Origin of the sequence: Rhodococcus indonesiensis, assembly GCF_047782815.1 — a bacterium.
GTDB classification, from domain to species: Bacteria; Actinomycetota; Actinomycetes; order Mycobacteriales; family Mycobacteriaceae; genus Rhodococcus; species Rhodococcus indonesiensis.
This window is the reverse complement of record NZ_CP180630.1, coordinates 264,322-285,861: the sequence shown is the minus strand read 5'-3', so window position 1 is coordinate 285,861 and position 21,540 is coordinate 264,322. Positions and strand designations below refer to the sequence as shown.

Here is a 21,540-nt window from a genome sequence, read left to right as displayed (position 1 = left end):
GTGCCGCATCGCCGACCGAAGCCGTCGATCGTCCTGGGTGCCGTCGCCGCCCTGGCCGTCGCCAGCCCATTCGCCGTCTACGGCGTCACGAGCACCACATCGGACGTCCGCTCCACCAACGAGTCCGTCCCGACCGTCGTACCACCCGAGATCGCGGAGGTCGTCCTCGCATCCGTGCCCGACATCGTGATCCCGATCCACGAACTCACCGGCCTGAACCTGCCCGACCTGAGCCTGAGGGAACTCGCCGCGGGGCTGCCGGAGATCGCCGCGCCCGCCCCGTCGACCACCCCGGCACCCGCCCCCGCGGCCGCGGACGTCGTCGACCGCATCGGAGCGACCGTCAAGCAGCTCACCCGGGACGCCCCGTTCAGCATGATCGCGCTGGCCGCCAAGGACGTCGCCGACACCGACGCACGTATCCGGGCCCAGCGGGAGGACGGCAGCTGGGGGCCGTGGACGGCCACCGAACCGATCGACACGAGCCGCGACGACCAGACACCCGACGAGCGGGCCGGCACCGAACCGATCTACGTCGGCGCCACGAAGGTCGTGCAGGTGCTGCTCACCCCGCGTCCGGGGCCTGAACCGACACTCGCCGGCGCCGAGATTCCGGCTCCGGCACCTGCACCTGAACCCGCACCCGCTCCCGCCCAGCCGGAGCTGGGCTATGCTCCCGCGTCGTCCTCACGGCCCCTGCGCGCCCAGGAACCCGCCGCCACCGAGGACGTCAGCGCCGTGCTCATCAATCCGGGGTCGAGCAGCGCCGACGCCGCGCTCGAGGACATCGCCGGTCCGGTCGGAGGGTCCGGGCCGAAGGTGATCACCCGAGCGCAGTGGGGCGCCGACGAGTCCATCCGCTGCCAGGACGCCACCTACGACGACTCGCTCGGCGGAGCCACCGTGCACCACACCGCCGGCAGCAACGACTACTCCAAGGCCGAATCGGCGGAGATCGTGCGCGCCATCTACGCCTACCACGCACAGACCCTGGGCTGGTGCGACGTCGGCTACAACGTGCTCGTCGACCGCTACGGCCAGATCTTCGAGGGCCGCGCCGGCGGCCTGGACAAGCCCGTGCAGGGCGCGCACGCCGGCGGCTTCAACGAGAACACCGTCGGCATCGCGATGATGGGCGACTTCTCCAACGTGGAGCCTCCGAAGGCCGCGGTCGACGCGGTGGGCCGCTTCCTCGGCTGGCGCCTCGCGAAGGCAGGCCTCGATCCCAAGGGCGAGACCACCATGTACTCGGAGGGCACGTCCTTCACCCCGTACCCGCAGGGCGCGGCCGTCGACCTGCCGATCATCTTCGCGCACCGCGACGTCGGCAACACCAGCTGTCCCGGCGACTCCGGCTACTCGAAGATGGACGAGATCCGCGACATCGCCGCGGCCACCGCCGCCGGGCAGAGCACCACGCCGTCCACACCGAGCGACGACTCGTCCGACCTCGTCACCGACAACCCGCGCGAACAGGTGCCCGACGTCGACGCGGGGGCCCCGGCCACCGGCTCGGCGGACCGCCTGCCCGACACCGGATCGGCGGACCGCCTGCCCGACACCGGCTCGACCGAGAAGGTCGCGGACCTCGTCGGAGAGCTGATCCGGCTCACCGACAACTCGCCGCTGGCCCAGAAGTGGATCGCCGAGGGCGGCGAGACCGGCCGTCTCGGGGCTGCTGTGTCCGGCGTCTTGCCCGCGAAGGCAGGGTACGAGCGCGCCGAGTTCGTCAACGGCGCCATCTACACCTCGCCGAACGGCGGCGTGTGGACGGTGCTCGGCGAGATCTACAAGACGTGGCAGCGCAGCGGCCTCGACGCGGGTGAACTCGGTCTGCCGACCAGCGACGAGTACCGCGTCCCGGACGGCTGGCGCTCGGACTTCGAGTTCGGCTCGCTGATCTTCAACGAGCTCACCGGCGCGGTGACGAAGGTGCTGCGCGCCTACAACGACGCGTACGAACAGGCACAGGCCCCGGCTCCCGCGGCTCCGGCTCCCGCTCCCGAGGCCCCGTCCCCGGAAGCGCCGGCCCCTGCTCCGGCGCCCTGACCGATCGATCCGTCACCGCCACCAGCGCTCGAGGATGCGGGCCACCCCGTCCTCGGTGTTGGTGGCGGTGACCTCGTCCGCGGCCGCCTTCGCGTCCGGGTGCGCGTTCTCCACCGCGACTCCGTGGCGCGCCATCGACAACATCGGAATGTCGTTGGGCATGTCCCCGAACGCGACGATCCCGTCGGCGGCCACTCCCAGGTGTTCGGCCATCAGATGCAGGCCCGATGCCTTCGTCACACCGGAGGCGGAGATCTCGATCAGGCCGTTGTCCGTGGAGTAGGTGACGTCCACCATGCCGCAGAGCTGCGGAGCCAGCGCCTCGGCCATCTCGTGGCTCGTCGCCGACGCCAACCGGATCAGTAGCTTGACCGCCGGCTCGGCGATCACCTCGTGGTCGGCGAGCTCGGTGTTGTCCGGATTCAGCCACGCATGCTCGTAGCCGGGGGCGCTGACGAACTGCGGTGTCGCAGCATCGTGGGCGCTCGCCCCGATCCGCTCGGCGGCCAGACCGCAGCCGGGCAGCACACTGTTGGCGACGTCGGCAACCCAGGCCAGCTCGTCCGCGGAGAGCACGGCGGCGCTGAGAACCCGGTCGGCGGCACTGTCGTAGAGCACCGCACCGTTGGCACACACCGCCAGGGGCGCGAAGCCGAGTTGCTCGACCACCGGCGGGATCCATCGTGGAGGACGGCCGGTGGCCAGGACGAACGGCGTCCCGGAGGACACCACGGCCTGTACTACTGCGCGGGTCCGGTCCGAGACGCGCTCCTCGTCGTCGATGAGGGTGCCGTCGACGTCGGTGGCAACCAGGCTCGGCAGATCTCGTCTCACTTCGCCATTGTGCCGGTCCCCCGCGGCGCGGCGCATCCGGGAGTCAGCGCGCCGTGCGGCCGTCACCCGTCGGTGCCGGCATCCTTCTGCGCGCGGCGGGCCTTGCGTGCGGCGGTGTCGGCGTCGTCGAGCGCAGTGGCCTCCGCGAGCGTGGGAGCGGTGCCGCCGAGCCGCACGGGCACCCAGTAGGCACCGGGCTCGTGCACGTAGCTGCTCTGCAGCTCCCGCAGCATGCGTTCCATCGTGCTGTGCAACTCCGCGGTCAGCTCCGATGCCGGCTCGTACGGCCGGATGGGCTCGCCCACCGCGATGGAGATGGGCGTCTTCGTGCGGCCGAGCCGCTTCGGGTGGCCCTTGGTCCACACCCGCTGCGATCCCCACAGGACGACCGGGATGATTGGGACGTTCGCCTCGAGCGCCATCCGCGCGGCACCGGTCTTGAAGCCCTTGATCTCGAAGCTGCGGCTGATCGTGGCCTCGGGGAACACGCCGACCAGCTCACCGGCCCGCAACGCGTCGACGGCGGCGCGGTAGGAGTCGGCGCCGTCGGCGCGGTCGACGGGGATGTGCTTCATGGCCCGCATCAGGGGACCGGAGATCTTGTGGTCGAAGACCTCCTTCTTCGCCATGAACCGGATGTAGCGCTTGGAAGTGCGGGCGGGCAGGCCGGCGTAGGTGAAGTCCATGTAGCCGACGTGGTTCATGGCGATCACCGCGCCACCGACGGCGGGGATGTTCTCGGCGCCGGTGACGGTGAACTTCAGTCCCTGGGCGGCGAAGACGGTCCGGGCGAGGCCGATGACGGTCCGGTAGAAGGGTTCCACAGTCGGTCAGAGTAGCCGGATCGGCGCCGGCGGGCTCTGCTCGATGTCCGCGGGCCGCCCGATTCGGGATCAACGGCCCGTATCCGGCCCGGGTTCACCGCCTGGGCGAGGCGTCCCACCGGCGTCCCCCTACCCTGGGAGGTACGTCGGTCAGCACGTCAGGAGGCAACGAAGTGCAGATCACCAGCGTCGGACACGCCGGGTTCCACATTCAGACCGAAGCGGGATCGATCCTGTGCGACCCGTGGGTCAACCCCGCGTACTTCGCGTCGTGGTTCCCCTTCCCGGACAACACGCAGCTGGACTGGGGTGCGCTCGGCGACGTCGACTACCTGTACGTCTCGCACCTGCACAAGGATCACTTCGACCCGGAGAACCTGAGCAAGCACGTCCGCAAGGACGCGACGGTGCTGCTGCCCGACTTCCCGGTTCCGGACCTGCGCCGCGAGCTCGAGAAGCTCGGGTTCACGAAGTTCCTCGAGACGACCGATTCCGTCAAGCACACCGTCAGCGGACCCAAGGGCGAGCTGGACGTGATGATCATCGCCCTGCGCGCGCCCGCGGACGGGCCGATCGGCGACTCCGGTCTCGTCGTCTCGGACGGCGAGACCACGGTGTTCAACATGAACGACGCCCGCCCGGTCGAGATGGACACGATGCTCGAGGCGTTCGGGACGATCGACGTCCACCTGCTGCAGTACTCGGGCGCGATCTGGTACCCGATGGTCTACGACATCCCGAAGCGCACCAAGGCGAACTTCGGTAAGCAGAAGCGCCAGCGCGGCATGGATCGCTGCCGCAGCTACATCGACCAGGTCGGTGCGACGTGGGTGGTCCCGTCGGCCGGTCCGCCGGTGTTCCTCGATCCGGCGCTGCGCCACCTCAACGACGACCACGGCGACGAGGGCAACATCTTCCCCGACCAGCGGGTCTTCCTCGAGCAGATGCGCCTGCACGGCAACGACGGTGGCGTGCTGATGATCCCCGGCTCGGTCCTCGACGTGCACGGCAGCGAGTCGATGACGCTGACCCATCCGATTCCCGATGCCGACGTCGAGAAGATCTTCACCGACAAGGCCGCGTACATCGAGGAGATGGCCCAGCGCCTGGCCCCGGTGCTCGAGGCCGAGAAGGCGACGTGGGCCCCTGCCGAGGGTGAGCCGCTGATCGGTCCGCTCAAGGCGAAGTTCGAGCCGATCATGGCGCAGTCCGATCTGATCTGCGACGGCATCGGCTACCCCGTCGGCCTGGTGATGGGTGAGGAGACGGTCGTGCTGGACTTCCCCAAGCGGGTCGTCCGCGAACCCATCGAGGGAGAAGGCAAGTACCGCTACGGTTTCCGGATTCCCCCGGAGCTGGTGCGCACGGTCCTGCGCGACGACGAGCCGGACTGGGTGAACACCATCTTCCTGTCCACCCGGTTCGAGGCGTGGCGGGTGGGTGGCTACAACGAATTCCTGTACACGTTCTTCAAGTGCCTCACCGACGAGCGGATCGCCTACGCGGACGGCTGGTTCGCCGAGGCCCACGACGATTCCGCGTCGATCGAGTTGGGCGGCTTCGAGATCCAGCGCCGCTGCCCGCACCTGAAGGCGGATCTGTCGAAGTTCGGCGTCGTCGAGGGCACCAGCCTCACCTGCAACCTGCACGGCTGGCAGTGGGACCTCGTCACCGGCCGCTGCAAGACCTCCCGCGGCCACGAGCTGCGCTCCCGCAAACTCTGACCCCTCGCGCCACGTGTGGTGACCGAATGTCACATCGGGTCGATGTGATCGACGCGATGTGACATTCGGCCCCCACCCAGGGCGGGGACGGCAAGCACCAGCGCCCCCGACGCGACGAGTGCGAACGGCCACCACTGCCGCTCGCCGGTCGTCTCCACCGTTACAACGTCGGATGACGAAGCGGCCGGCGACTTCGGCAGCGCGGCCGTCGCTTCCCGCACATTGTCGGAGACACCCTCGATCACCCCGGTGACCGGACCCACTCCGGCCACGAGCTGCCCGGTGCCGTCGACGAGTTGCCGGCCGCCGTCGTCGAGGAGCATCAGTCCGTCGCGCAGCTGCCGCGAGCCGTCGGCGGCCTGCGTCACGCCGGCGACGAACTGCGCGTCCGGGTCACTCAATTCGTAGGCGAGCTGCCGTGCGCCGCCGCGCAACTGCTCGAGCTGCGCGAGCGTCTCCGGTCCGAGCCCCTCGCTGTCCAGCCGGCCGACGAGCCCGTCGAGCCGGGCGGCGGCTTCCTGGGACACCGGGTCGGGTGAGCGCCGCAAGGTGCCGGCGACGGCCGTCAGCTGCTCGGTGACGCCCGCCTGCATCTCTCCGAAACCACCGAGCCGGTCGACGACCTCGTCGACGCCGCCACTGACCTGGGTCGCACCGTCGCCGAGCTGGTCCACTCCGCCCTGCAGCTGCCCGAGCCCGTCGGCGAGTTGCTGCCCACCCGCACTGGCCTGCGCGAGTCCGTCGGCGAGCTGGTGCGCCCCGTCGTCGAGCTGCCGGCTGCCGTCGGTGAGCTGCCCGATTCCGCCGCCGAGCAGAGCGAGCGGCAGGCCGGCCTGCTGCAGGTTGTCGCGGGTGTCGGTGAGCGGGTCACTGGTCGACGGGGGCGGCACCTCGGTCGTCGTCGCGACGGTGGGCGCGTCGGCGTAGGCGAAGGCACTGCCGGTGCCGATCAGGCCGAGACCGGCGGCGACGAACAAGACGGGGAGGAGACTGGCACGCACGGCGGAGGACGCTAGTCCGGCAATCTGAGAGGGCTCTGAGACGGCGGCAGCCACCGCACCGCGGCGGCGGCCAGGCCGAGCAGCGGCACCGCCCATGCCGCGAGCACCGCCGCCAGCGGCAGCCACACCGTTCCGAGTGCGAATCCGGCGTAGACCGCCACCGACACGACCTCACCGACGACGCCCGACACCGACGTGACGGTCGCGCGGGCGGTTCCGCTCATCGTGTCCTGCATCCGCGCCTCGGCGACGATCATCGCGTTGTTCAGGGCCCCGTAGCCGATCCCGATCGCCACGAAGCCGACCACTCCGCCGAGCACGGCCCCGGTCGCCAGCAGCAGGCCACCGACGGCGATCACCGCCCCCATCGCGCGACCGGTCGTCGCCGCGGTGCGGCCGGCGGTCGCGGCGCCGAGCACCTGTCCCGCCACGGTGATCGCCACCAGCGCCGGCGCCGCGGACGTGCTCGCCCCACCCTCGCGCGCGAGCAGCGCGAAATACTCCTCGAAAGCGAGGCACGCCGACAGCAGCGCCGCGAGCAGTACCACGCGCCGGATGGCGGCGCTGCGTCGCGCCTCGGCCGTCCCGGCGTGCAGCACCGCACGATAGCGAGTCACGAAACCGCCCGGGACGAAACCGGTCTCGTCCGCCGAGGTGTCGCGGGGTGCGGACGGCAGGGTCAGCACGAGCAACCCGTTGGCCACGGTGATTCCCACCGACAGCCATCCGACGAGCGGATAGCCGCCGAGCGCGTACAGCGGGGCGGCCGACAGCGTCGCGACGAGAACGCACGTCGTCTCGCCGGCGTTCGCGTAGCCCAGCACCGCCGTGAACCGGTGCGCCTCCCCACGCGCGGACAGTTCGTCGTACACCAGGGCCTCGAAGGTCCCGGACTTCAGCGATTCGCTGATCCCCCACGCCACGAAGCCCGCCGCGAACCCCCAGTAGCCGGGGAACAGCAGCCAGAGTGCGAAGCCCGCGGTGAACAGGGCGGAGCTGAGCAGCAGCAGACCGCGACGGGACACCGTGTCGGCCCACGCGCCCGACGGCACCTCCGCGACGAACGCGACGACGGACCACAGCACGAACAGCGACGAGATCTCGCCCGTACCGAGGCCGTAGTCCTCGAACAGCAGGGCGTACAGGCCGTAGAGCGGCACGAGTTCGCGGGTGGCCGCGTACGCCACCACACGAACGGTCAGGGAAGGAGCGGAGCCGGATCAACATCGGTGTCGCATGACTCCAGCGTGACACGCGCGGACGGGTTTGTCACCGCGCGATACGGTCGGCAGGTGACCGAACGCCAGCGCACCTACACCTGGGACGACCCCGCCCCGACGTCCGCCGCGAACCGCGACATGCACGGCCTGGACTTCCTGCGCGGACTGATCGACGGCTCCATCCCGCACCATCCGACGTCGCGCACCCTCGGTTTCCGGGTGACCGACGCCCGGGAGGGCTGGGTGGAGGTGAGCATGGAGCCGCAGGAGTTCCACGCCAACGCGGTGGGCAGCATGCACGGCGGGGTGATCGCGACGATGTTCGACACCGCCATGGGCTTCAGTGTGTCGAGCACGCTCGAGGCCGGTGTCGGTTACACGACCCTGGACCTGCAGGTGCGGTATCTGCGCGGCATCCAGGCGGGCAGCGGCGTCGTGCGCGTGCACGGCATCTGCGAGTACAGCGGCCGTCGCACCGCCACCGCCCGCGGCGAGGCCCGCGACGAGAACGACCGGTTGCTCGCGACCGCGTCGACCACGTGCCTGATTCTGCGCTGACAACCGTCGCCGGGCCTGCACACTGAAGAACATGAGCGTGGAACGCACCGCACTGGACCGCTTCTTCACCCTCTACGGGGAGGCACTCGCCGGGTTCGACGCCGAGGCCTCGGCCGCGCTGTGGGGGGAACCGGGCACGATCCTCACGGATTCGTTCGCCGGATCGCTGGCGACCCGGAAGGAGATCACCCAGGCCCTCGCGCAGAGCAACCAGACCTACCGGGAGCACGGTCTCGCCGGTGTGGGGCACGAGTTGCTCGACCTCTCCCCGGTCACCGAGAAGATCGTGCGGGCCCGGGTGCGCTGGTCCTTCCGGGATGCGAACGACAGTGTGCTGGGCACGAGCGACTACGAGTACCTGTTGCGCGACGATCCGGAGGGCCTGCACGCGTACGTGGCCGTCGGCTGCGACCCGGGCAGCTGAACCCGCCCGCCCCACCGTCCGTGGCCTGCCTTCCGTGGCCTGCCTTCCGGGGCCGAATGTCACATCGGTTCGGTCAGATCGACGCGATGTCACATTCGGCCACCACCCCGCCGCCGGCCCCACACGCACGGGACGGCTCACGCCGGCGGTTCGAGCACCTCACGTCCGACGAACGGCACGAGCGCCGACGGGACGCGCACGGAGCCGTCGACCTGCTGGTGGTTCTCGAGGATCGCCACGAGCCAGCGCGTGGTGGCGAGGGTGCCGTTCAGGGTGGCGGCGATCTGCGGCTTGCCGTTCTCGTCGCGGTACCGGACGCCGAGGCGGCGGGCCTGGAAGGTGGTGCAGTTCGAGGTGGAGGTCAGCTCCCGGTAACGCTCCTGGGTGGGCACCCATGCCTCGCAGTCGAACTTGCGGGCCGCCGACGAGCCGAGGTCGCCGCCGGCGACGTCGATGACCCGGTACGGCACCTCGATCGCGGCGAGCATGTCGCGCTCCCACGCGAGCAGCCGCTGGTGCTCGGCGGTGGCGTCCTCGGGCTTGCAGTAGACGAACATCTCCACCTTGTCGAACTGGTGGACCCGGATGATGCCGCGGGTGTCCTTGCCGTAGCTGCCGGCCTCGCGACGGAAGCACGACGACCAGCCCGCGTACCGCTTCGGGCCGCCCGACAGGTCGAGGATCTCGCCGGAGTGGTAGCCGGCGAGCGGCACCTCCGACGTGCCGACGAGGTACAGGTCGTCGTCGGCGAGGTGGTAGATCTCGTCGGCGTGGGCGCCGAGAAAGCCGGTGCCCTGCATGATCTCCGGGCGCACGAGCACCGGGGGGATCATCATCTGGAAGCCGTTGGCGACGGCCCGCTGGGCCGCGAGTTGCAGCATGCCGAGCTGCAGCAGGGCGCCGTAGCCGGTGAGGAAGTAGAACCGGGCGCCGGAAACCTTCGCACCCCGTTCCATGTCGATCAGCCCCAGCGATTCCCCGAGGGTCAGGTGGTCCTTCGGCTCGAAGTCGAAGGTGGGCAGCTCGCCGACGGTCTCGAGGGTGACGAAGTCGTCCTCCCCGCCCGCGGGGGCACCCTCCTGCACGATGTTGGAGATCGCCATGTGCGCGCGCTCCAGCGCCTCCTCGGCGGCGGACTGCTCGGCCTCGAGCTTCTTGACGTTCGCGGCGAGTTCCTTCGCGCCCTCGAGCAGCGCGGGCCGTTCCTCCGGGGAGGCCTGGCCGACCTTCTTGCCCAGTGCCTTCTGCTCGGCACGGATGTTGTCGCCGGCCAGCACCGCGGCGCGGCGGGCCGCGTCGGCCTCGAGCAGCGCGTCGACGAGACCGGGGTCCTCGCCTCGGGTGCGCTGCGAGGCACGGACGGCGTCGGGATTCTCGCGGAGGAACTTGAGGTCGATCACGAGGTCACAGCCTACTCGGCGCCACCTGCAGGCGACTGCGGCCTACTGCGCCCACAGCTGCAGGCAGTCCTCGCGTTCGAACATCTTCGCCGAGTCCACGGCGTTCGGATGCCCGGCGCGCGGGTCGGCTCCGGCCTCGGTGAGCACCCGCACGACGTCGATCTCCCCTTTGAACACGGCGCCGGCGATCGGCGACTGACCGCGGTCGTTGAGCCGGTCGACGTCGGCACCCCGTTCGATCAGCGCCCGCACCGCGTCGGCGTGACCGTGGTAGGACGCCAGCATGAGCAGGGTGTCGCCCTTCTCGTTGCACAGGTTCACCGGCACCCCGGCATCGACGTAGGCGGCGAGGGTCTCGACGTGCCCGGCGCGGGCGGCATCGAACAGTTGCTGCGCGATCTCCTGAACTTCGGGATCGATGGGGTCCGTCATGGGCACTGAAGTTACCCGGGGCTCCGTGCACAGGCATGATGGACGGTGATGGCCGAGGAGAGTGAGCAGCAGTCCGACCGGACGGCACCGTCCGGGTCGCGGGTCCGGCGTGCCCCGTCCGCGAAACTGACCCGTCGCGCCCTGATGCTGGTTGCCGCGGGCGCGGTGCTCGCGGCCGTCGTCACGGCGGTGGTAGCGGGATTCGGCGGGTCCGACGACGAACCCGGCGATTCGACCGGTGCCGTCGTGACCACCGGCGCGGTGGCCGGCGAGGCCTTCGGCACTGCGGTCGCCGGGGACTGCCTGAACTGGACCGAACTCGATGCGAGCGACCTCGCGAAGGTGGACTGCGCCGAGTCGCACCTGTTCGAGGTGGTGAAGGACATCGATCTGAGCGTGTACCCGGGCGCCGAGTGGGGTCCCGGGTCGCGTTTCCCGTCGGTGCTGCGTTTCACCGAGCTGCGCGACGAACTGTGCGCACCGGCCGCGATGGACTATCTCGACGGCCGGTTCGACCCGCACGGCAAGTTCAGCGTGGGCCTGATCAACCCCGGGGAGGCGGGCTGGGCGGCGGGCGAGCGGACATTGCGCTGCGGCCTGCAGTTCTCCTCGACCACCGGCAACCTGCTGCCGATCGAAGGCAGCGTGGCCGACCAGGACCAGTCCAAGGTCTGGGACGTGGGCACGTGCATCGGCATCAACAACGGCGTGCCGGCGGACCCGGTGGACTGCGCCCAGCCACACGCCTTCGAGGTGATCTCCGTCGTGGATCTGTCCGGGCAGTTCCCCGGCGGTCTGCCCAGCGTCGAGGACCAGGACCGGTACCTCGAGGGGACGTGCACCGAGAACGCCAACGCCTACCTGGGCAGTCCCGACGCGCTACGCAACAAGACCCTCACGCTGTTCTGGGACAACCTCGACTTCGACAGTTGGCTCGCGGGCAGCCGCAAGGTCAACTGTTCGGTGGGCAAGCAGGTCGAGGGCGGCGGATTCGCGTCGGTCACCGGCTCGGCCAAGGGCGACATCCTCATCGACGGCCAGCCGCCGGTGCCGCCGCCCGCCGCGCCCGAGGGCCGCTCGCTGCCGACCCCGCTGCCGGGCGCGGGTCCCCTGCCGGGCTCCTGAGGTGAGGGCACGGATGGGCGACGAGCGGTTCGAGGAACTCGTCGGCGAGGCCCTGGATCTGATCCCCCCGGAACTCGCGCGGGCCATCGACAACGTGGTGGTGCTGGTCGAGCCCAGGAACGAGGAAGAGCCCGATCTGCTCGGGCTCTACCACGGGATCGCGCTCACCGAGCGCGACAGCCATTATGCGGGTGCGCTACCGGACACCGTGACCATCTACCGCGACGCGATTCTCGACATCTGCGACTCCGACGACGACGTGGTGCACGAGGTCGCGGTGACGGTCATTCACGAGATCGCTCACTACTTCGGAATCGAGGATGCTCGTCTGCACGAGCTGGGGTGGGGCTAGTGGCTCCGTAGCGCGGTCCCGTCGCGCCGTACTTCGGCTTGCGCTGCAGGAAGTGCGGGTTGATCGTCGAAATGATCAGCAGGGCGAGCGTTCCGATGATCACCTCTGCGACGACGATGTAGACGAAAGCAATACCGACGATCTTCGCGATCTCTTCCATGTGTCGATCACCTCCGGTCCGACCGTACCGCGGGACGGCGGTCCGGACGGGGTAACCGGCAGTGCTGTTGCCGGGCGACGGGCGCCCGGCAACAGCCACCGGTCACTCGATGCGGTCGAGATCGATGCCCTTGGTCTCGCGGCTGCTCAGCACCGCGACGACGGTGATCATCATGGTCACCACCAGATACGCGACGACGGTCCCGACCCCGAACCGGTCGACGAGCCAGACGGCGATGAACGGCGCGGGCGCACCGGCGATGATGGACGAGCCCTGGAACACCAGCGAGGAGCCGGCGTACCGGTACCGGGTCGGGAACAGCTCGGTGATCCAGGCAGCCTCGGGACCGGCGAGAGCGCCGTGGAAGAAGGCGCCGACGCAGACCCCCACCCACAACAACGGCACGCTCTGCATCTGTACGAGCCAGAAGAACACCGGTGCCCACACCACGAGCACCACGGCCGGGACGAGCATCGCGACGCGGCGGCCGACCCGGTCGGACCAGCGCCCGCCACCGATCATGCCGACGAACTGGAACACCGACGCGAAGGTCACGGCCAGCATCACGTCCCCCCGGGCGAAGCCGTGATAGGTGGTGGCGTACGCGATGACGAAGATCGTGTACACGTAGAACGCGATGTTCTCGCCGAGCCGCATGCCGATGCCGATCAGCAGCGGGCGCGGACGGGACAGCGCTTCGACGATGCTCGACCGGGACTCGGGGCGGTCCGCCGCGGCGGACTGCGCCGCCCGGAACACCGGGGACTCCTCGACGCCGTGCCGGATCCAGAAGCCGATGACCAGGAGGGGAACCGCGAACAGGAATGCGATCCGCCAGCCCCATGCGTCGAACGCGTCGGCCGGAAGCAGCAGCACCAGGATCGAGACGACCACGGCGGCGAGCACGGTCCCCGACGGTGCGCCCGCCTGGGGCCACGACGCCCAGAAGCCGCGGCGCTTCGGTTCGCCGTACTCGCTCACCAGCAGCACCGCCGCACCGAATTCACCGCCGAGCGCGAAACCCTGGATCATGCGCAGCGCGACGAGCAGAACCGTCGCCCAGATGCCGATCTGTTCGTAGGTCGGCAGCAGTCCGATCGACGCGGTGGCCGTACCCAGCATCACGAACGTGATCACGAGCATCGGTTTGCGGCCGAACCGGTCACCGAGGTGACCGAAGACGATGCCGCCGAGCGGTCGGGCGATGAAGCCGAGTCCCTGAGTGGCGAGGGCGAGCAGCAGTTTGGTGATGCCGTCGGAGCCGGGGAAGAACAGCGGACCGAGGACGGTGGCGGCGAGGATGCCGTAGATCGCGAAGTCGTACCACTCGAGCACGGCACCGGCCATACTGCCGGTGAGAACCCGCTTGAAGCTGCTGCGTGGCACGTCCGGCGCGGTGCGCACGGCGATCGGGTCGAGCGTGGATCCCATGGCGGGTCCCTTTCGGATCGGGTGAGTCAGAGTCGGAGGGTCAGGCGGTCGCCGCAGGCACGCGAACAGCAGGTCATCATCTGCCGGTTCGCTGCCCGCTCGGCCTTGGTGAGCACGGTGTCGCGGTGGTCGACCTCGCCGTCGAGGACGGTGACCTCGCAGGAGCCGCAGAGGCCTTCCTCGCAGTCGCTGGGTACGTCGATGTTGTTGGCGCGCAACGCATCGAGGACGGTCTGGGTGGACTCGACCCGCACGGTGAGCCCAGAGTCGCGCAGTTCGAGGTCGAAGGCGTGCTCGACGTCCGGGTCGAGTGCCGTGAGGGACGAGGTGAAATGCTCGACGTGCAGCGCACCGTCGGGCCAGTGCCGGCTCGCGTCCTCGAGTCCGGCGAGCAGCCGTCCGGGCCCGCACGCGTAGATCTGGGTGCCGGGCACCGGCGTCGCGAGGAGGACGGCGAGGTCGACCCGGGTGCCTTCCTCCGAGACGTGCAGGGTGGCCCGGTCCCCGTGCCCGGCGACCCGCTCGAGATAGGCCATGCCGGAACGGTTCCGGCCGCAGTAGTGCAGTTCGTAGCTCCACCCCCGGGCGCGGGCGTGGTCGGCCATGGCCAGGACGGGGGTGATGCCGATGCCGCCGGCGACGAACACGTAGTGCTCGGCGTCGGAGTCGAGCGCGAAGTGGTTCCGGGGGCCGCGAATCCGGAGCGAGCCCCCCACCCGGAGCTGTTCGTGGACGTAGCGCGAGCCGCCGCGACTCTCGGGGTCCAGGAGAACGGCGATCTCGTAGGTGGACGCGTCGGACGCGCCGCACAGCGAGTACTGCCGCGACAGCGCACCGAGGTCGACGTCGATGTGGGCGCCGGGAGTCCACGCGGGCAACGCGTTTCCGGCGGGGTCTCGCAGGACGACGCGTAGCACGTCGTCGGCGATCCGGTCCAGGCGCTCGACGGTGACGGTGCGCGAGACCGACCGGGTCGAGGGCTCGCCGATGGTGACCGGATGGCGCCGTTGCAGCACGGCCGGGTCGGTGCGCTCGGGATTCGCCTGCGGATCCCACTGCACCCACACGTGATCGGGACCGCGGAACGAGGTGTTCGGCAGGTAGGTGAACTCCTGATCGGGCACGAGTTCCATGTGGGGAAGCCGCGTGGTCAGTTCCTCGAGGAAGATCTGCATCTCCATGCGGGCGAGGTTCTTGCCCATGCACTGATGGCTGCCGTACCCGAAGGTGAGGTGGTCGCTCGAGTTCGGGCGCCGGATGTCGAACTCGTCGGGGTGATTGAAGTGCCGCTCGTCGTGGTTGGCGGACGAGTTGACCACGAGGAGCTTTGCACCGGCGGGGATGTCGACGTCGCCGATGCGGGTGTCGGCGGTGGCCACCCGTCGCCACGCCGCGACCGATCCCGAGTGGCGCAGGCATTCCTCGACGGCGTTGGGGATCAGCGACGGATCCGCGCAGATCTCCTCCCACACCGGGCGGTTCTCGAGCAGCAGCTTGAACGCGTTCGCGGACGCGTTGGCCGTGGTCTCGTGGGCGGCGACGATGCCGGCCATCATCATCGAGTGCAGGTAGGAGTCGGTGACGACGTCCGGCATCTGTTGCTGCATGCGGATCCCGAAGGGCATCCAGCCGTGTCCCGACGGGTCCTGCCGCAACTTCTCGAGCACCGTGCCCGCGTACTGCCAGAACTTGCCGACCGCTTCGGCGACGGCCACCTGCTCCTCGGGTGCGGGACGGCCCCAGGTGTTCACGGTGTGGGCGATCGAGTACTTGCGCATCGTCGCCATGTCCTCCTCCGGCACGCCGAGGAAGTGCAGGGCGACGGTGAGAGGAACCTCCCACAGCATCTCGTCCACGAGGTCGGCCTTGCCGGATTCGACGAAGCGGTCGACGTATTCGCGCGTGAGACGCCGCACCATCGGCTCGTGATGCGCCAGTTCCTTCGGGGTGAACGGGTCCATGAGCGCGCGGCGGCGCGGCATGTGGGCCGGCTCGTCCTCGTTCACGAGGGTCCGCGCCATGGCGTAGTCGTAGCGGGCGAGGGTCGCGGTGGCCTCCTCGGAGACCGGGGTGATCTTCTCGAGGGCGATCGCCGGTGAGAACACGAGGTTGTCGCGGAACACCGCCTTCACATCCTCGTAGCGGGTGACCACCCAGTAGCCGAGTTCGGGGCTGTAGAACACCGGCTCCTCGTCGCGGGACCAGCGCAGCGATTCGGCCGGATCGGCCTGGTAGGCGAGCCCGAACGGGTCGAACGCCGCGGCGTTCGCCGACACCGGACAGCCGCCGGCCAGGGCCGTGTGATCGACGGGGCACGCGGACGCCGACGCCGGAACTGATGCACTCATACTGACACCGAAAACCTCTCAACCTGCACTGTTACTTTTATCGAACAGTTTCGTCCTATATGAGGACAAGGAGCAGAGTAAGGGGCGTCACAGAGGAGGTCAAGCCGCAGCGGCGGTCACATCCGGCGGACTCCGCTCGAGGGAACACGCCTCTCCCCCGCGCCCGGCAACCTGTGCCCGACACCGGAACCCGGCAAACCGGACGTCCCGAGAAACACCCGCTCGGCCGGTACAGCCACGATCGCGCCCTCAGCCGGCGGCGGCACCGAACCACTCGGACAGCCGCCCGAGCAGATCCTGCTGGTCGTCACCGACCCACGCCACGTGGCCGTCCGGCCGCAGCAGCGCCGCGGGCACGTCCAGTTCCTCGCCGACGTCGACGACGTGGTCGACGCGATCCGCCCAGCCCGCCACCGACAACCGGCCGGTCCGATCGAGCAGCAACCCACGGCCGCCGTGCATCAGCTCGTAGAGACGGCCTCGCTTCAGCGCCACGTCCCGCATCCGCCGGCCGAGCAGCTCGTGCCCCTCGCCGAAGTCGTAGCGGACCCCGACGGCGGTGATCATCTCGGTGATGTGCCGGTTCACCTCCTCCAAATCCATCAGCTCGGAGAACAGTTCCCGCAGCGCGGTCGCGCCCGGATCGGTTCCCATCAGCGCGATCTGCGCGCGGGTGTTCGCCAGCACGCGGGCCCCCACCGGGTGGCGCTCGGCGTGGTAGCTGTCCAGCAACCCCTCCGGCGCCCAGCCGTCCACCGCCGCAGCCAGTTTCCAGCCCAGGTTGAACGCATCCTGGATGCCCAGGTTGAGTCCTTGCCCCCCGGTCGGCGGATGGATGTGCGCGGCGTCGCCGGCCAGCAGCACCCGGCCGACCCGGTAGCGCTCGGCCTGCCGGGTGGCGTCACCGAAGCGGGAGAGCCAGCGCGGCGAGTGTGCACCGAAGTCGGTGCCGGCGATCGACCGCAGCTGCTGCGTGAACTCCCCGAGGGTCGGTGCGGCCGCGCGGTCCTCGCTCACCCCGTCGGCGGGCACGACGACGCGGTACATCCCGTCCCCGAGCGGTACCGCACCGAACCGCAGCTGGGTCTTGCGGACTTCCGTGACGACGGCGGCCACCGTCGCCGGGTCCTCGGTCATCCTCATCTCCCCCAGCAGCGTCTCGACCCTGCTGGGCTCACCGGGAAAACCCACGCCGAGCAGCTTGCGCACCGTGCTGCGGCCGCCGTCGCAGCCGACGAGGTACCGCGAGCGCAGCCGAGCGCCGTCGGCCGTTTCGACCGTCACCCCGTGATCGTCCTGGCTCAGTCCGACCACCTCGCAGCCGCGCCGGACCTCGGCACCGAGTTCGAGGGCACGCTCGTCGAGCAACCGCTCGGTGACCGGTTGCGGAGTGGCGAGGCCGTACGGGTGCGCCGTGTCCAGCCGGTCCGGCCACGGCTTGACGATTCCGCCGAAAAGCCCGCCGACCCGGAACTTCTCGCTGACGGCGAGGAACCGATCCAGCAGGCCGCGCTGATCCATCATCTCGACGCTGCGCGCGTGCAGCCCCTGCCCGCGGGACTGCCCGCTCGGTGCGGTCAGCTTCTCCAGCACGAGCGTGCGCACGCCGTGCAGCCGCAACTCGGTGGCCAGCATCAAACCGGTCGGCCCACCGCCGACGACGATCACATCGATCATGAAAACCCCGTTCACTGGTTGAATTTCGGCCACCCCTCCACGCGGACCGGCACCCCACGCCCGCAGACCCCCACCCGGCGGCGCGACTCCCCTCGGGATCCCGTCCGCCGGCCGATCCCACCTGCGAATCCCCACTTTCCGCAGGTCCCGGCTTCGACTGGCGATTCTGCAGCACGACCGGGGCCTTGCGGCAAGGCCCCGTGCGCGATATACGTTGAAAGGGGCAGGGAATCGAAGACGTCCCGGCCGTTCTTTCTTCCGCACCGCATTCGATGCGCACCGGAGTTCCGTCGGTCCCCGGACTCGTGTCCGGTGGCGGGAGTGTCAGTCGGTGAGCAGAACGCTCAGCCGCGCGGCCGCGTCCTGGACGGCGAGCGCCGCGGCGTCGACGTCGAGACCGGCGATGGCCACCACCCCCACACTGCATTCGAGACCGGCCCCCCGGGGCGCGCGCACCCCGGCAGCGACACCCACGGCGCCGTGTTCGAGCTGCCCCCGGGTGACGCTGTAGCCGAGCTCCCGGGCCTGCTTCACCGCGTCGGGGTCGCGGGCGTCCTCGGGCCGCAGCGCGAGGATCGCGATCCCGGCCGCACCGCGGTCGAGCGGGTGCCGGTTGCCCACCCGGTACCCCACGTGCAGGAGCGCCCCCTCCGGCTCCGCGACGAGGATGACGATGCACTCGTCCCCTTGCGCGGCGGAGACGAAGGCCGTCGCCTGCGTGCGTTCGGCCAGCTCGTGCAGCACCGAACCGGCCGCGTGCTGGAACTGCGGCACGAACCGCGACGAAAGGACGGCGGCACCGGCGCCGAGCCGGATCCGGCCGTCGTCGGCCCGCACCACCAGCGAGTGGGATTCGAGCGTGGCAACGATCCGGTAGCAGATCGCCCGCGCGATCTCGAGCTCCTTGGCGAGGTCCGCGACCGTGATTCCGGCGGGCGACCGGGAGATGATGTCGAGCGCGCGCAGACCACGATCGAGCGTCTGCAGCGTACTCATGGTGTCCTCCGTCCGTCCGGATCCGACCCTACCGGCGCGGGCATCGTCCCCGATGCAGCGCATTGCAACGCTTGAGCACCGCGTGCCGCACTGATTGCCTTCGAGTGACACAGGTCACTACGGACAGGAGTCGGCATGGGCATCGAAGGCAAGGTCGCGCTGGTCACCGGCGCCGGACAGGGCATCGGACGGGCGATCGCGCTGCGCCTGGCGGCCGACGGTGCGGACGTCGCACTGCTCGATGTCGACGGCGGAAAGCTGGCGGCGGTCGAGGGCGAGGTGCGGGCGGCCGGCTCGAAGGCGATCTCCGTCGTCGCGGACGTGACCGACCGCGAGCAGATCCGAGCAGCCGTCGACCGGACGGAGGCCGAACTCGGCGGGTTCGACATCATCGTCAACAACGCCGGCATCGCACAGGTCAACCCGATCGCCGACGTGACGCCGGAGGAGGTGTCGCGGATCATGGCGGTCAACGTCGAAGGTGTGCTGTGGGGCATCCAGGTCGCCGCCGCCAAGTTCCGCGAGCGTGGGCACGGTGGCAAGATCGTCAACGCGTCCTCGATCGCCGGTCACGAAGGCTTCGCGATGCTCGGGGTGTACTCCGCGACCAAATTCGCCGTCCGGGCGCTCACGCAGGCGGCGGCCAAGGAGTACGCGTCCGACGGGATCACCGTCAATGCCTACTGCCCCGGCGTCGTCGGCACCGACATGTGGGTCACCATCGACGAACGCTTCGCGGCACTGACCGGGGCGCCGAAGGGAGCGACGTTCGAGAAGTTCGTCGGCGGCATCGCGCTCGGCCGGGCGCAGACACCGGAGGACGTCGCGGCCTACGTCTCCTACCTCGCGGGCCCGGACTCCGACTACATGACCGGGCAGTCCGGGCTGATCGACGGTGGCCTGGTCTATCGGTGACCCGAACCCGCTGCACCGGAAGGACATTCCCGTGTTGACCAGAACGGTACGGGCACTGGCGGTTCCCCTGCTCGTGTTCCTCGACCACATGATGGCACCGAAGCACTGCCTCGAGCTGCTCGAGCTCTCCGAGCAGCTCGCGGACCGACCCGACTGATCGGCGGGTTCCGGTTCGGCGGCGGACTTCGGCGCCGTTCTTCCCGTCCTCGCTGCACCCCGCCGCCACAGGTCGGCGAGCTCCGGCAGTTCCGCCGGGCCGGGAAGACCGGCGCGTAACGCTCGTACTGCGTCGACCGGTTGCGTGACGATGTGGCCGCGCACGAGTCGCGCCGTCGGCACGAGTGTTCAGCGGAACTTCCCGGCTCGGTGGCGGCGTACCGCGTCCGCATTTCCGCAACGGGCGCTGCAGTACGCCCGGCGGCCGTTGCGGCTGGTGTCGACGAACACAAGACTGCATCCCGCGTTCGCGCATGCGCCCAGCCGTCCCCCCTCGGCTTCGACGGTGAAGATCGCGAGCCCGCCCGCGGTGACCGCCGTCACGCGTCCGACGACGTCGTTCTCGTCCGGCGTGAAATGCAGATGGGGACGGCGGTTGTCGTGAGTGGTGAGGTACACGCTGGCTACCCCGTCGAGCAGCAGGGCGTTGATCGATCGGCAGCGTTGCTCCTCGTCGGGTGCCACGAACACCGTCCGGAGCCGGGTCGACCACCGGCGCAACGCCGGCAAGTCGCTCTCGCCGACATCCGACCACCGGATCGCGTGCTCGCGAAGCACCGCCTCGACCTCCGGGACGGTCCACACGCCCCGCGCCTGAAGGTTCACGAGGTCCGCGGCCAGCAGCGCGCCGGTCATGTTGTCATGGTTGAACTGCACTGACCGATTGCATCACGGTGGTCGCGTGCACCTGGTCACCACCGCCGTCCTTCCTGTCGTTCTCGTCCTCGCCCTGGGCGCTGTCCTCCGTCGCCGTGTCGTCACCGACGCCGGCTTCTGGCGTGGAATGGAGTGGCTGAGCTACCACGTGTTCACGCCTGCGTTGTTCGTCGAATCGATCGCACGGACCTCGCTGCGGGAGGTCTCGCCGGTTCCGTTGCTTCTCAGCCTGTCGATCCCGGTCCTGGCCGTGTCGATGCTGCTCGTCGCCCTGCGTCGACCGCTTCGGGCCGAGGGGCCGCAGCTCACCTCGCTGGTGCAAGGAAGCATCCGCATCAACACCTACATCGGACTGGTGTTCGCCTCGGCGCTCGAAGGCACCGCCGGGGTGGCCGCGTTCGCACTCGCGGCCTCGGTGATGGTTCCGTTGGTCAACGTCGTCTCGGTCACCGCGCTGTCGTTCTTCGGTGCCCGCGATCACGAGGCTGCGACGACGAGTACGTGGCGCCACCTGGCCACCAACCCCTTGATCCTGGGATGCCTCGCGGGCTTGACGCTCAACCTCACCGGAATCGGGTTGCCCTCGGCGATCGCGGTGCCGGTCGAGATGCTGGCAGAACCCGCACTCGTCACCGGCACACTCGTGGCAGGGGCGGCGATCACTCTTCGGGTGCGGCTGCGCGACGGCCTCGACATCACCATCGCGTCGACGATCAAACTGATCGCCCTTCCGCTGGCTGCCGCGGCCCTCGCAAGTGCACTGGGCTTGACCGCCGCGGCCCTGACCGCCGTCGTGCTCATCTGCGCCGTCCCCACCGCGCCCTCGGCGTACATCCTCGCCGGCCGCATGGGGGGCGACGCGCAACTGATGGCATCCATCACCGGAGCGCAGACAGTCCTTTCCACGGCGACTCTGCCGCTGGTCCTGCACCTGACCACAGCGACATGACCCACGGCCTGCAACGACGTGACGCGTGAGCGCAGCACCGTGCTGCACCGCCGGAAGCGACATGCCCGCCCAATCATCGCCGACGGCGAGACACCTCGCGGCAACGTCCCGCCCCACGCTCCCCAGTCCGGCCGAGTAAACAGTCGGTCGGCTGAGGACACGGAAGCTTCAGTAGAGAATCCGACCCCATCCACGCGCCCTCGCACTGTTCGCGCCCACGAGGACGGGAGTTGCCCCGGTCACCGTCC

The 21,540-nt window shown here is 69.7% G+C and carries 20 protein-coding genes; 9 read left to right on the top strand and 11 right to left on the bottom strand.

Features of this window, described 5'->3' with window-relative positions; all coding sequences use genetic code 11:
* Entirely contained in the window at nt 1–2,049 is a 2,049-nt protein-coding gene (locus ACM26Y_RS01340) for an N-acetylmuramoyl-L-alanine amidase (protein ID WP_416062453.1), read from the top strand.
* 12 nt (nt 2,050–2,061) lie between these two features.
* Here ACM26Y_RS01340 and ACM26Y_RS01335 read toward each other — a convergent pair whose 3' ends face one another.
* Complete coding sequence (locus tag ACM26Y_RS01335; RefSeq protein ID WP_289379604.1) at nt 2,062–2,883, bottom strand: HAD family hydrolase; 822 nt, start codon at nt 2,881–2,883, stop codon at nt 2,062–2,064.
* A gap of 62 nt (nt 2,884–2,945) precedes the next feature.
* Nucleotides 2,946–3,707, bottom strand: coding sequence for a lysophospholipid acyltransferase family protein (locus ACM26Y_RS01330; RefSeq protein ID WP_003937175.1), 762 nt, complete (start codon nt 3,705–3,707; stop codon nt 2,946–2,948).
* A gap of 173 nt (nt 3,708–3,880) precedes the next feature.
* On the opposite strand from ACM26Y_RS01330, the gene ACM26Y_RS01325 reads away from it, so the two are divergent.
* Complete coding sequence (locus ACM26Y_RS01325) at nt 3,881–5,431, top strand: MBL fold metallo-hydrolase (RefSeq protein ID WP_003937176.1); 1,551 nt, start codon at nt 3,881–3,883, stop codon at nt 5,429–5,431.
* Nucleotides 5,432–5,460: 29 nt separating this feature from the next.
* Here ACM26Y_RS01325 and ACM26Y_RS01320 read toward each other — a convergent pair whose 3' ends face one another.
* Together ACM26Y_RS01320 and ACM26Y_RS01315 are read right to left on the bottom strand one after the other, a co-directional pair.
* Nucleotides 5,461–6,432, bottom strand: coding sequence for a hypothetical protein (locus ACM26Y_RS01320; protein WP_416062452.1), 972 nt, complete (start codon nt 6,430–6,432; stop codon nt 5,461–5,463).
* An 11-nt stretch (nt 6,433–6,443) separates the two neighbouring features.
* Nucleotides 6,444–7,622 (bottom strand): MFS transporter, encoded by a 1,179-nt coding sequence (locus tag ACM26Y_RS01315; protein WP_416062451.1) that lies wholly within the window; start codon nt 7,620–7,622, stop codon nt 6,444–6,446.
* 168 nt (nt 7,623–7,790) lie between these two features.
* Here ACM26Y_RS01315 and ACM26Y_RS01310 point away from each other — a divergent pair, with 168 nt between their 5' ends.
* Nucleotides 7,791–8,210 (top strand): PaaI family thioesterase, encoded by a 420-nt coding sequence (locus ACM26Y_RS01310; RefSeq protein WP_371384623.1) that lies wholly within the window; start codon nt 7,791–7,793, stop codon nt 8,208–8,210.
* 31 nt (nt 8,211–8,241) lie between these two features.
* Nucleotides 8,242–8,634: a hypothetical protein gene (locus tag ACM26Y_RS01305; protein ID WP_040782735.1), complete on the top strand. Its 393-nt coding sequence runs from the start codon at nt 8,242–8,244 to the stop codon at nt 8,632–8,634.
* A gap of 137 nt (nt 8,635–8,771) precedes the next feature.
* On the opposite strand, the gene serS is transcribed toward ACM26Y_RS01305, so the two are convergent.
* Nucleotides 8,772–10,034, bottom strand: a complete 1,263-nt coding sequence (gene serS / locus ACM26Y_RS01300) for a serine--tRNA ligase (RefSeq protein ID WP_416062450.1) — start codon at nt 10,032–10,034, stop codon at nt 8,772–8,774.
* A gap of 42 nt (nt 10,035–10,076) precedes the next feature.
* On the bottom strand, nt 10,077–10,466 hold the full coding sequence (locus ACM26Y_RS01295) for an ankyrin repeat domain-containing protein (RefSeq protein ID WP_407040540.1): 390 nt from the start codon (nt 10,464–10,466) through the stop codon (nt 10,077–10,079).
* Between the two features lie 48 nt (nt 10,467–10,514).
* Between ACM26Y_RS01295 and ACM26Y_RS01290 the strand changes: the two genes are divergently transcribed.
* On the top strand, nt 10,515–11,591 hold the full coding sequence (locus ACM26Y_RS01290; RefSeq protein ID WP_003937183.1) for a septum formation family protein: 1,077 nt from the start codon (nt 10,515–10,517) through the stop codon (nt 11,589–11,591).
* 13 nt (nt 11,592–11,604) lie between these two features.
* The gene (locus ACM26Y_RS01285; protein WP_017681155.1) at nt 11,605–11,943 is read left to right on the top strand and encodes a metallopeptidase family protein; all 339 of its coding nucleotides are present in this window, start codon (nt 11,605–11,607) and stop codon (nt 11,941–11,943) included.
* Nucleotides 11,944–12,205: 262 nt separating this feature from the next.
* Here ACM26Y_RS01285 and ACM26Y_RS01280 read toward each other — a convergent pair whose 3' ends face one another.
* From ACM26Y_RS01280 to ACM26Y_RS01265, 4 genes are all read right to left on the bottom strand, one after another.
* Nucleotides 12,206–13,534: an MFS transporter gene (locus ACM26Y_RS01280; protein WP_416062449.1), complete on the bottom strand. Its 1,329-nt coding sequence runs from the start codon at nt 13,532–13,534 to the stop codon at nt 12,206–12,208.
* 26 nt (nt 13,535–13,560) lie between these two features.
* Entirely contained in the window at nt 13,561–15,882 is a 2,322-nt protein-coding gene (locus tag ACM26Y_RS01275) for a cytochrome P450/oxidoreductase (protein ID WP_416062448.1), read from the bottom strand.
* Nucleotides 15,883–16,131: 249 nt separating this feature from the next.
* Nucleotides 16,132–17,559: a rifampin monooxygenase gene (gene rox, locus ACM26Y_RS01270; protein WP_416062447.1), complete on the bottom strand. Its 1,428-nt coding sequence runs from the start codon at nt 17,557–17,559 to the stop codon at nt 16,132–16,134.
* 324 nt (nt 17,560–17,883) lie between these two features.
* Complete coding sequence (locus ACM26Y_RS01265; protein ID WP_003937187.1) at nt 17,884–18,555, bottom strand: IclR family transcriptional regulator; 672 nt, start codon at nt 18,553–18,555, stop codon at nt 17,884–17,886.
* Between the two features lie 135 nt (nt 18,556–18,690).
* Between ACM26Y_RS01265 and ACM26Y_RS01260 the strand changes: the two genes are divergently transcribed.
* Together ACM26Y_RS01260 and ACM26Y_RS01255 are read left to right on the top strand one after the other, a co-directional pair.
* A complete protein-coding gene (locus ACM26Y_RS01260) occupies nt 18,691–19,470 on the top strand; it encodes an acetoin reductase (protein ID WP_010596221.1) in 780 nt (259 codons plus the stop codon).
* 31 nt (nt 19,471–19,501) lie between these two features.
* Nucleotides 19,502–19,627 carry a hypothetical protein gene (locus ACM26Y_RS01255; protein WP_416062446.1) on the top strand — a complete coding sequence of 42 codons (126 nt, stop codon included), beginning with the start codon at nt 19,502–19,504 and terminating at the stop codon, nt 19,625–19,627.
* Between the two features lie 188 nt (nt 19,628–19,815).
* Here ACM26Y_RS01255 and ACM26Y_RS01250 read toward each other — a convergent pair whose 3' ends face one another.
* A complete protein-coding gene (locus ACM26Y_RS01250) occupies nt 19,816–20,343 on the bottom strand; it encodes a CGNR zinc finger domain-containing protein (RefSeq protein ID WP_416062445.1) in 528 nt (175 codons plus the stop codon).
* 25 nt (nt 20,344–20,368) lie between these two features.
* Between ACM26Y_RS01250 and ACM26Y_RS01245 the strand changes: the two genes are divergently transcribed.
* Nucleotides 20,369–21,292 carry an AEC family transporter gene (locus tag ACM26Y_RS01245; protein WP_003937190.1) on the top strand — a complete coding sequence of 308 codons (924 nt, stop codon included), beginning with the start codon at nt 20,369–20,371 and terminating at the stop codon, nt 21,290–21,292.
* Nucleotides 21,293–21,540: the final 248 nt, after the last annotated feature.

Bases quoted from the DNA above. Each gene is read 5' to 3' on its own strand.
- rox (WP_416062447.1), bottom strand. From the start codon at position 17,559: ATGATCGATGTGATCGTCGTCGGCGGTGGGCCGACCGGTTTGATGCTG.
- ACM26Y_RS01295 (WP_407040540.1), bottom strand. From the start codon at position 10,466: ATGACGGACCCCATCGATCCCGAAGTTCAGGAGATCGCGCAGCAACTG.
- ACM26Y_RS01310 (WP_371384623.1), top strand. From the start codon at position 7,791: ATGCACGGCCTGGACTTCCTGCGCGGACTGATCGACGGCTCCATCCCG.
- ACM26Y_RS01280 (WP_416062449.1), bottom strand. From the start codon at position 13,534: ATGGGATCCACGCTCGACCCGATCGCCGTGCGCACCGCGCCGGACGTG.
- ACM26Y_RS01265 (WP_003937187.1), bottom strand. From the start codon at position 18,555: ATGAGTACGCTGCAGACGCTCGATCGTGGTCTGCGCGCGCTCGACATC.
- ACM26Y_RS01275 (WP_416062448.1), bottom strand. From the start codon at position 15,882: ATGAGTGCATCAGTTCCGGCGTCGGCGTCCGCGTGCCCCGTCGATCAC.
- ACM26Y_RS01290 (WP_003937183.1), top strand. From the start codon at position 10,515: ATGGCCGAGGAGAGTGAGCAGCAGTCCGACCGGACGGCACCGTCCGGG.
- ACM26Y_RS01305 (WP_040782735.1), top strand. From the start codon at position 8,242: ATGAGCGTGGAACGCACCGCACTGGACCGCTTCTTCACCCTCTACGGG.
- ACM26Y_RS01285 (WP_017681155.1), top strand. From the start codon at position 11,605: ATGGGCGACGAGCGGTTCGAGGAACTCGTCGGCGAGGCCCTGGATCTG.
- ACM26Y_RS01260 (WP_010596221.1), top strand. From the start codon at position 18,691: ATGGGCATCGAAGGCAAGGTCGCGCTGGTCACCGGCGCCGGACAGGGC.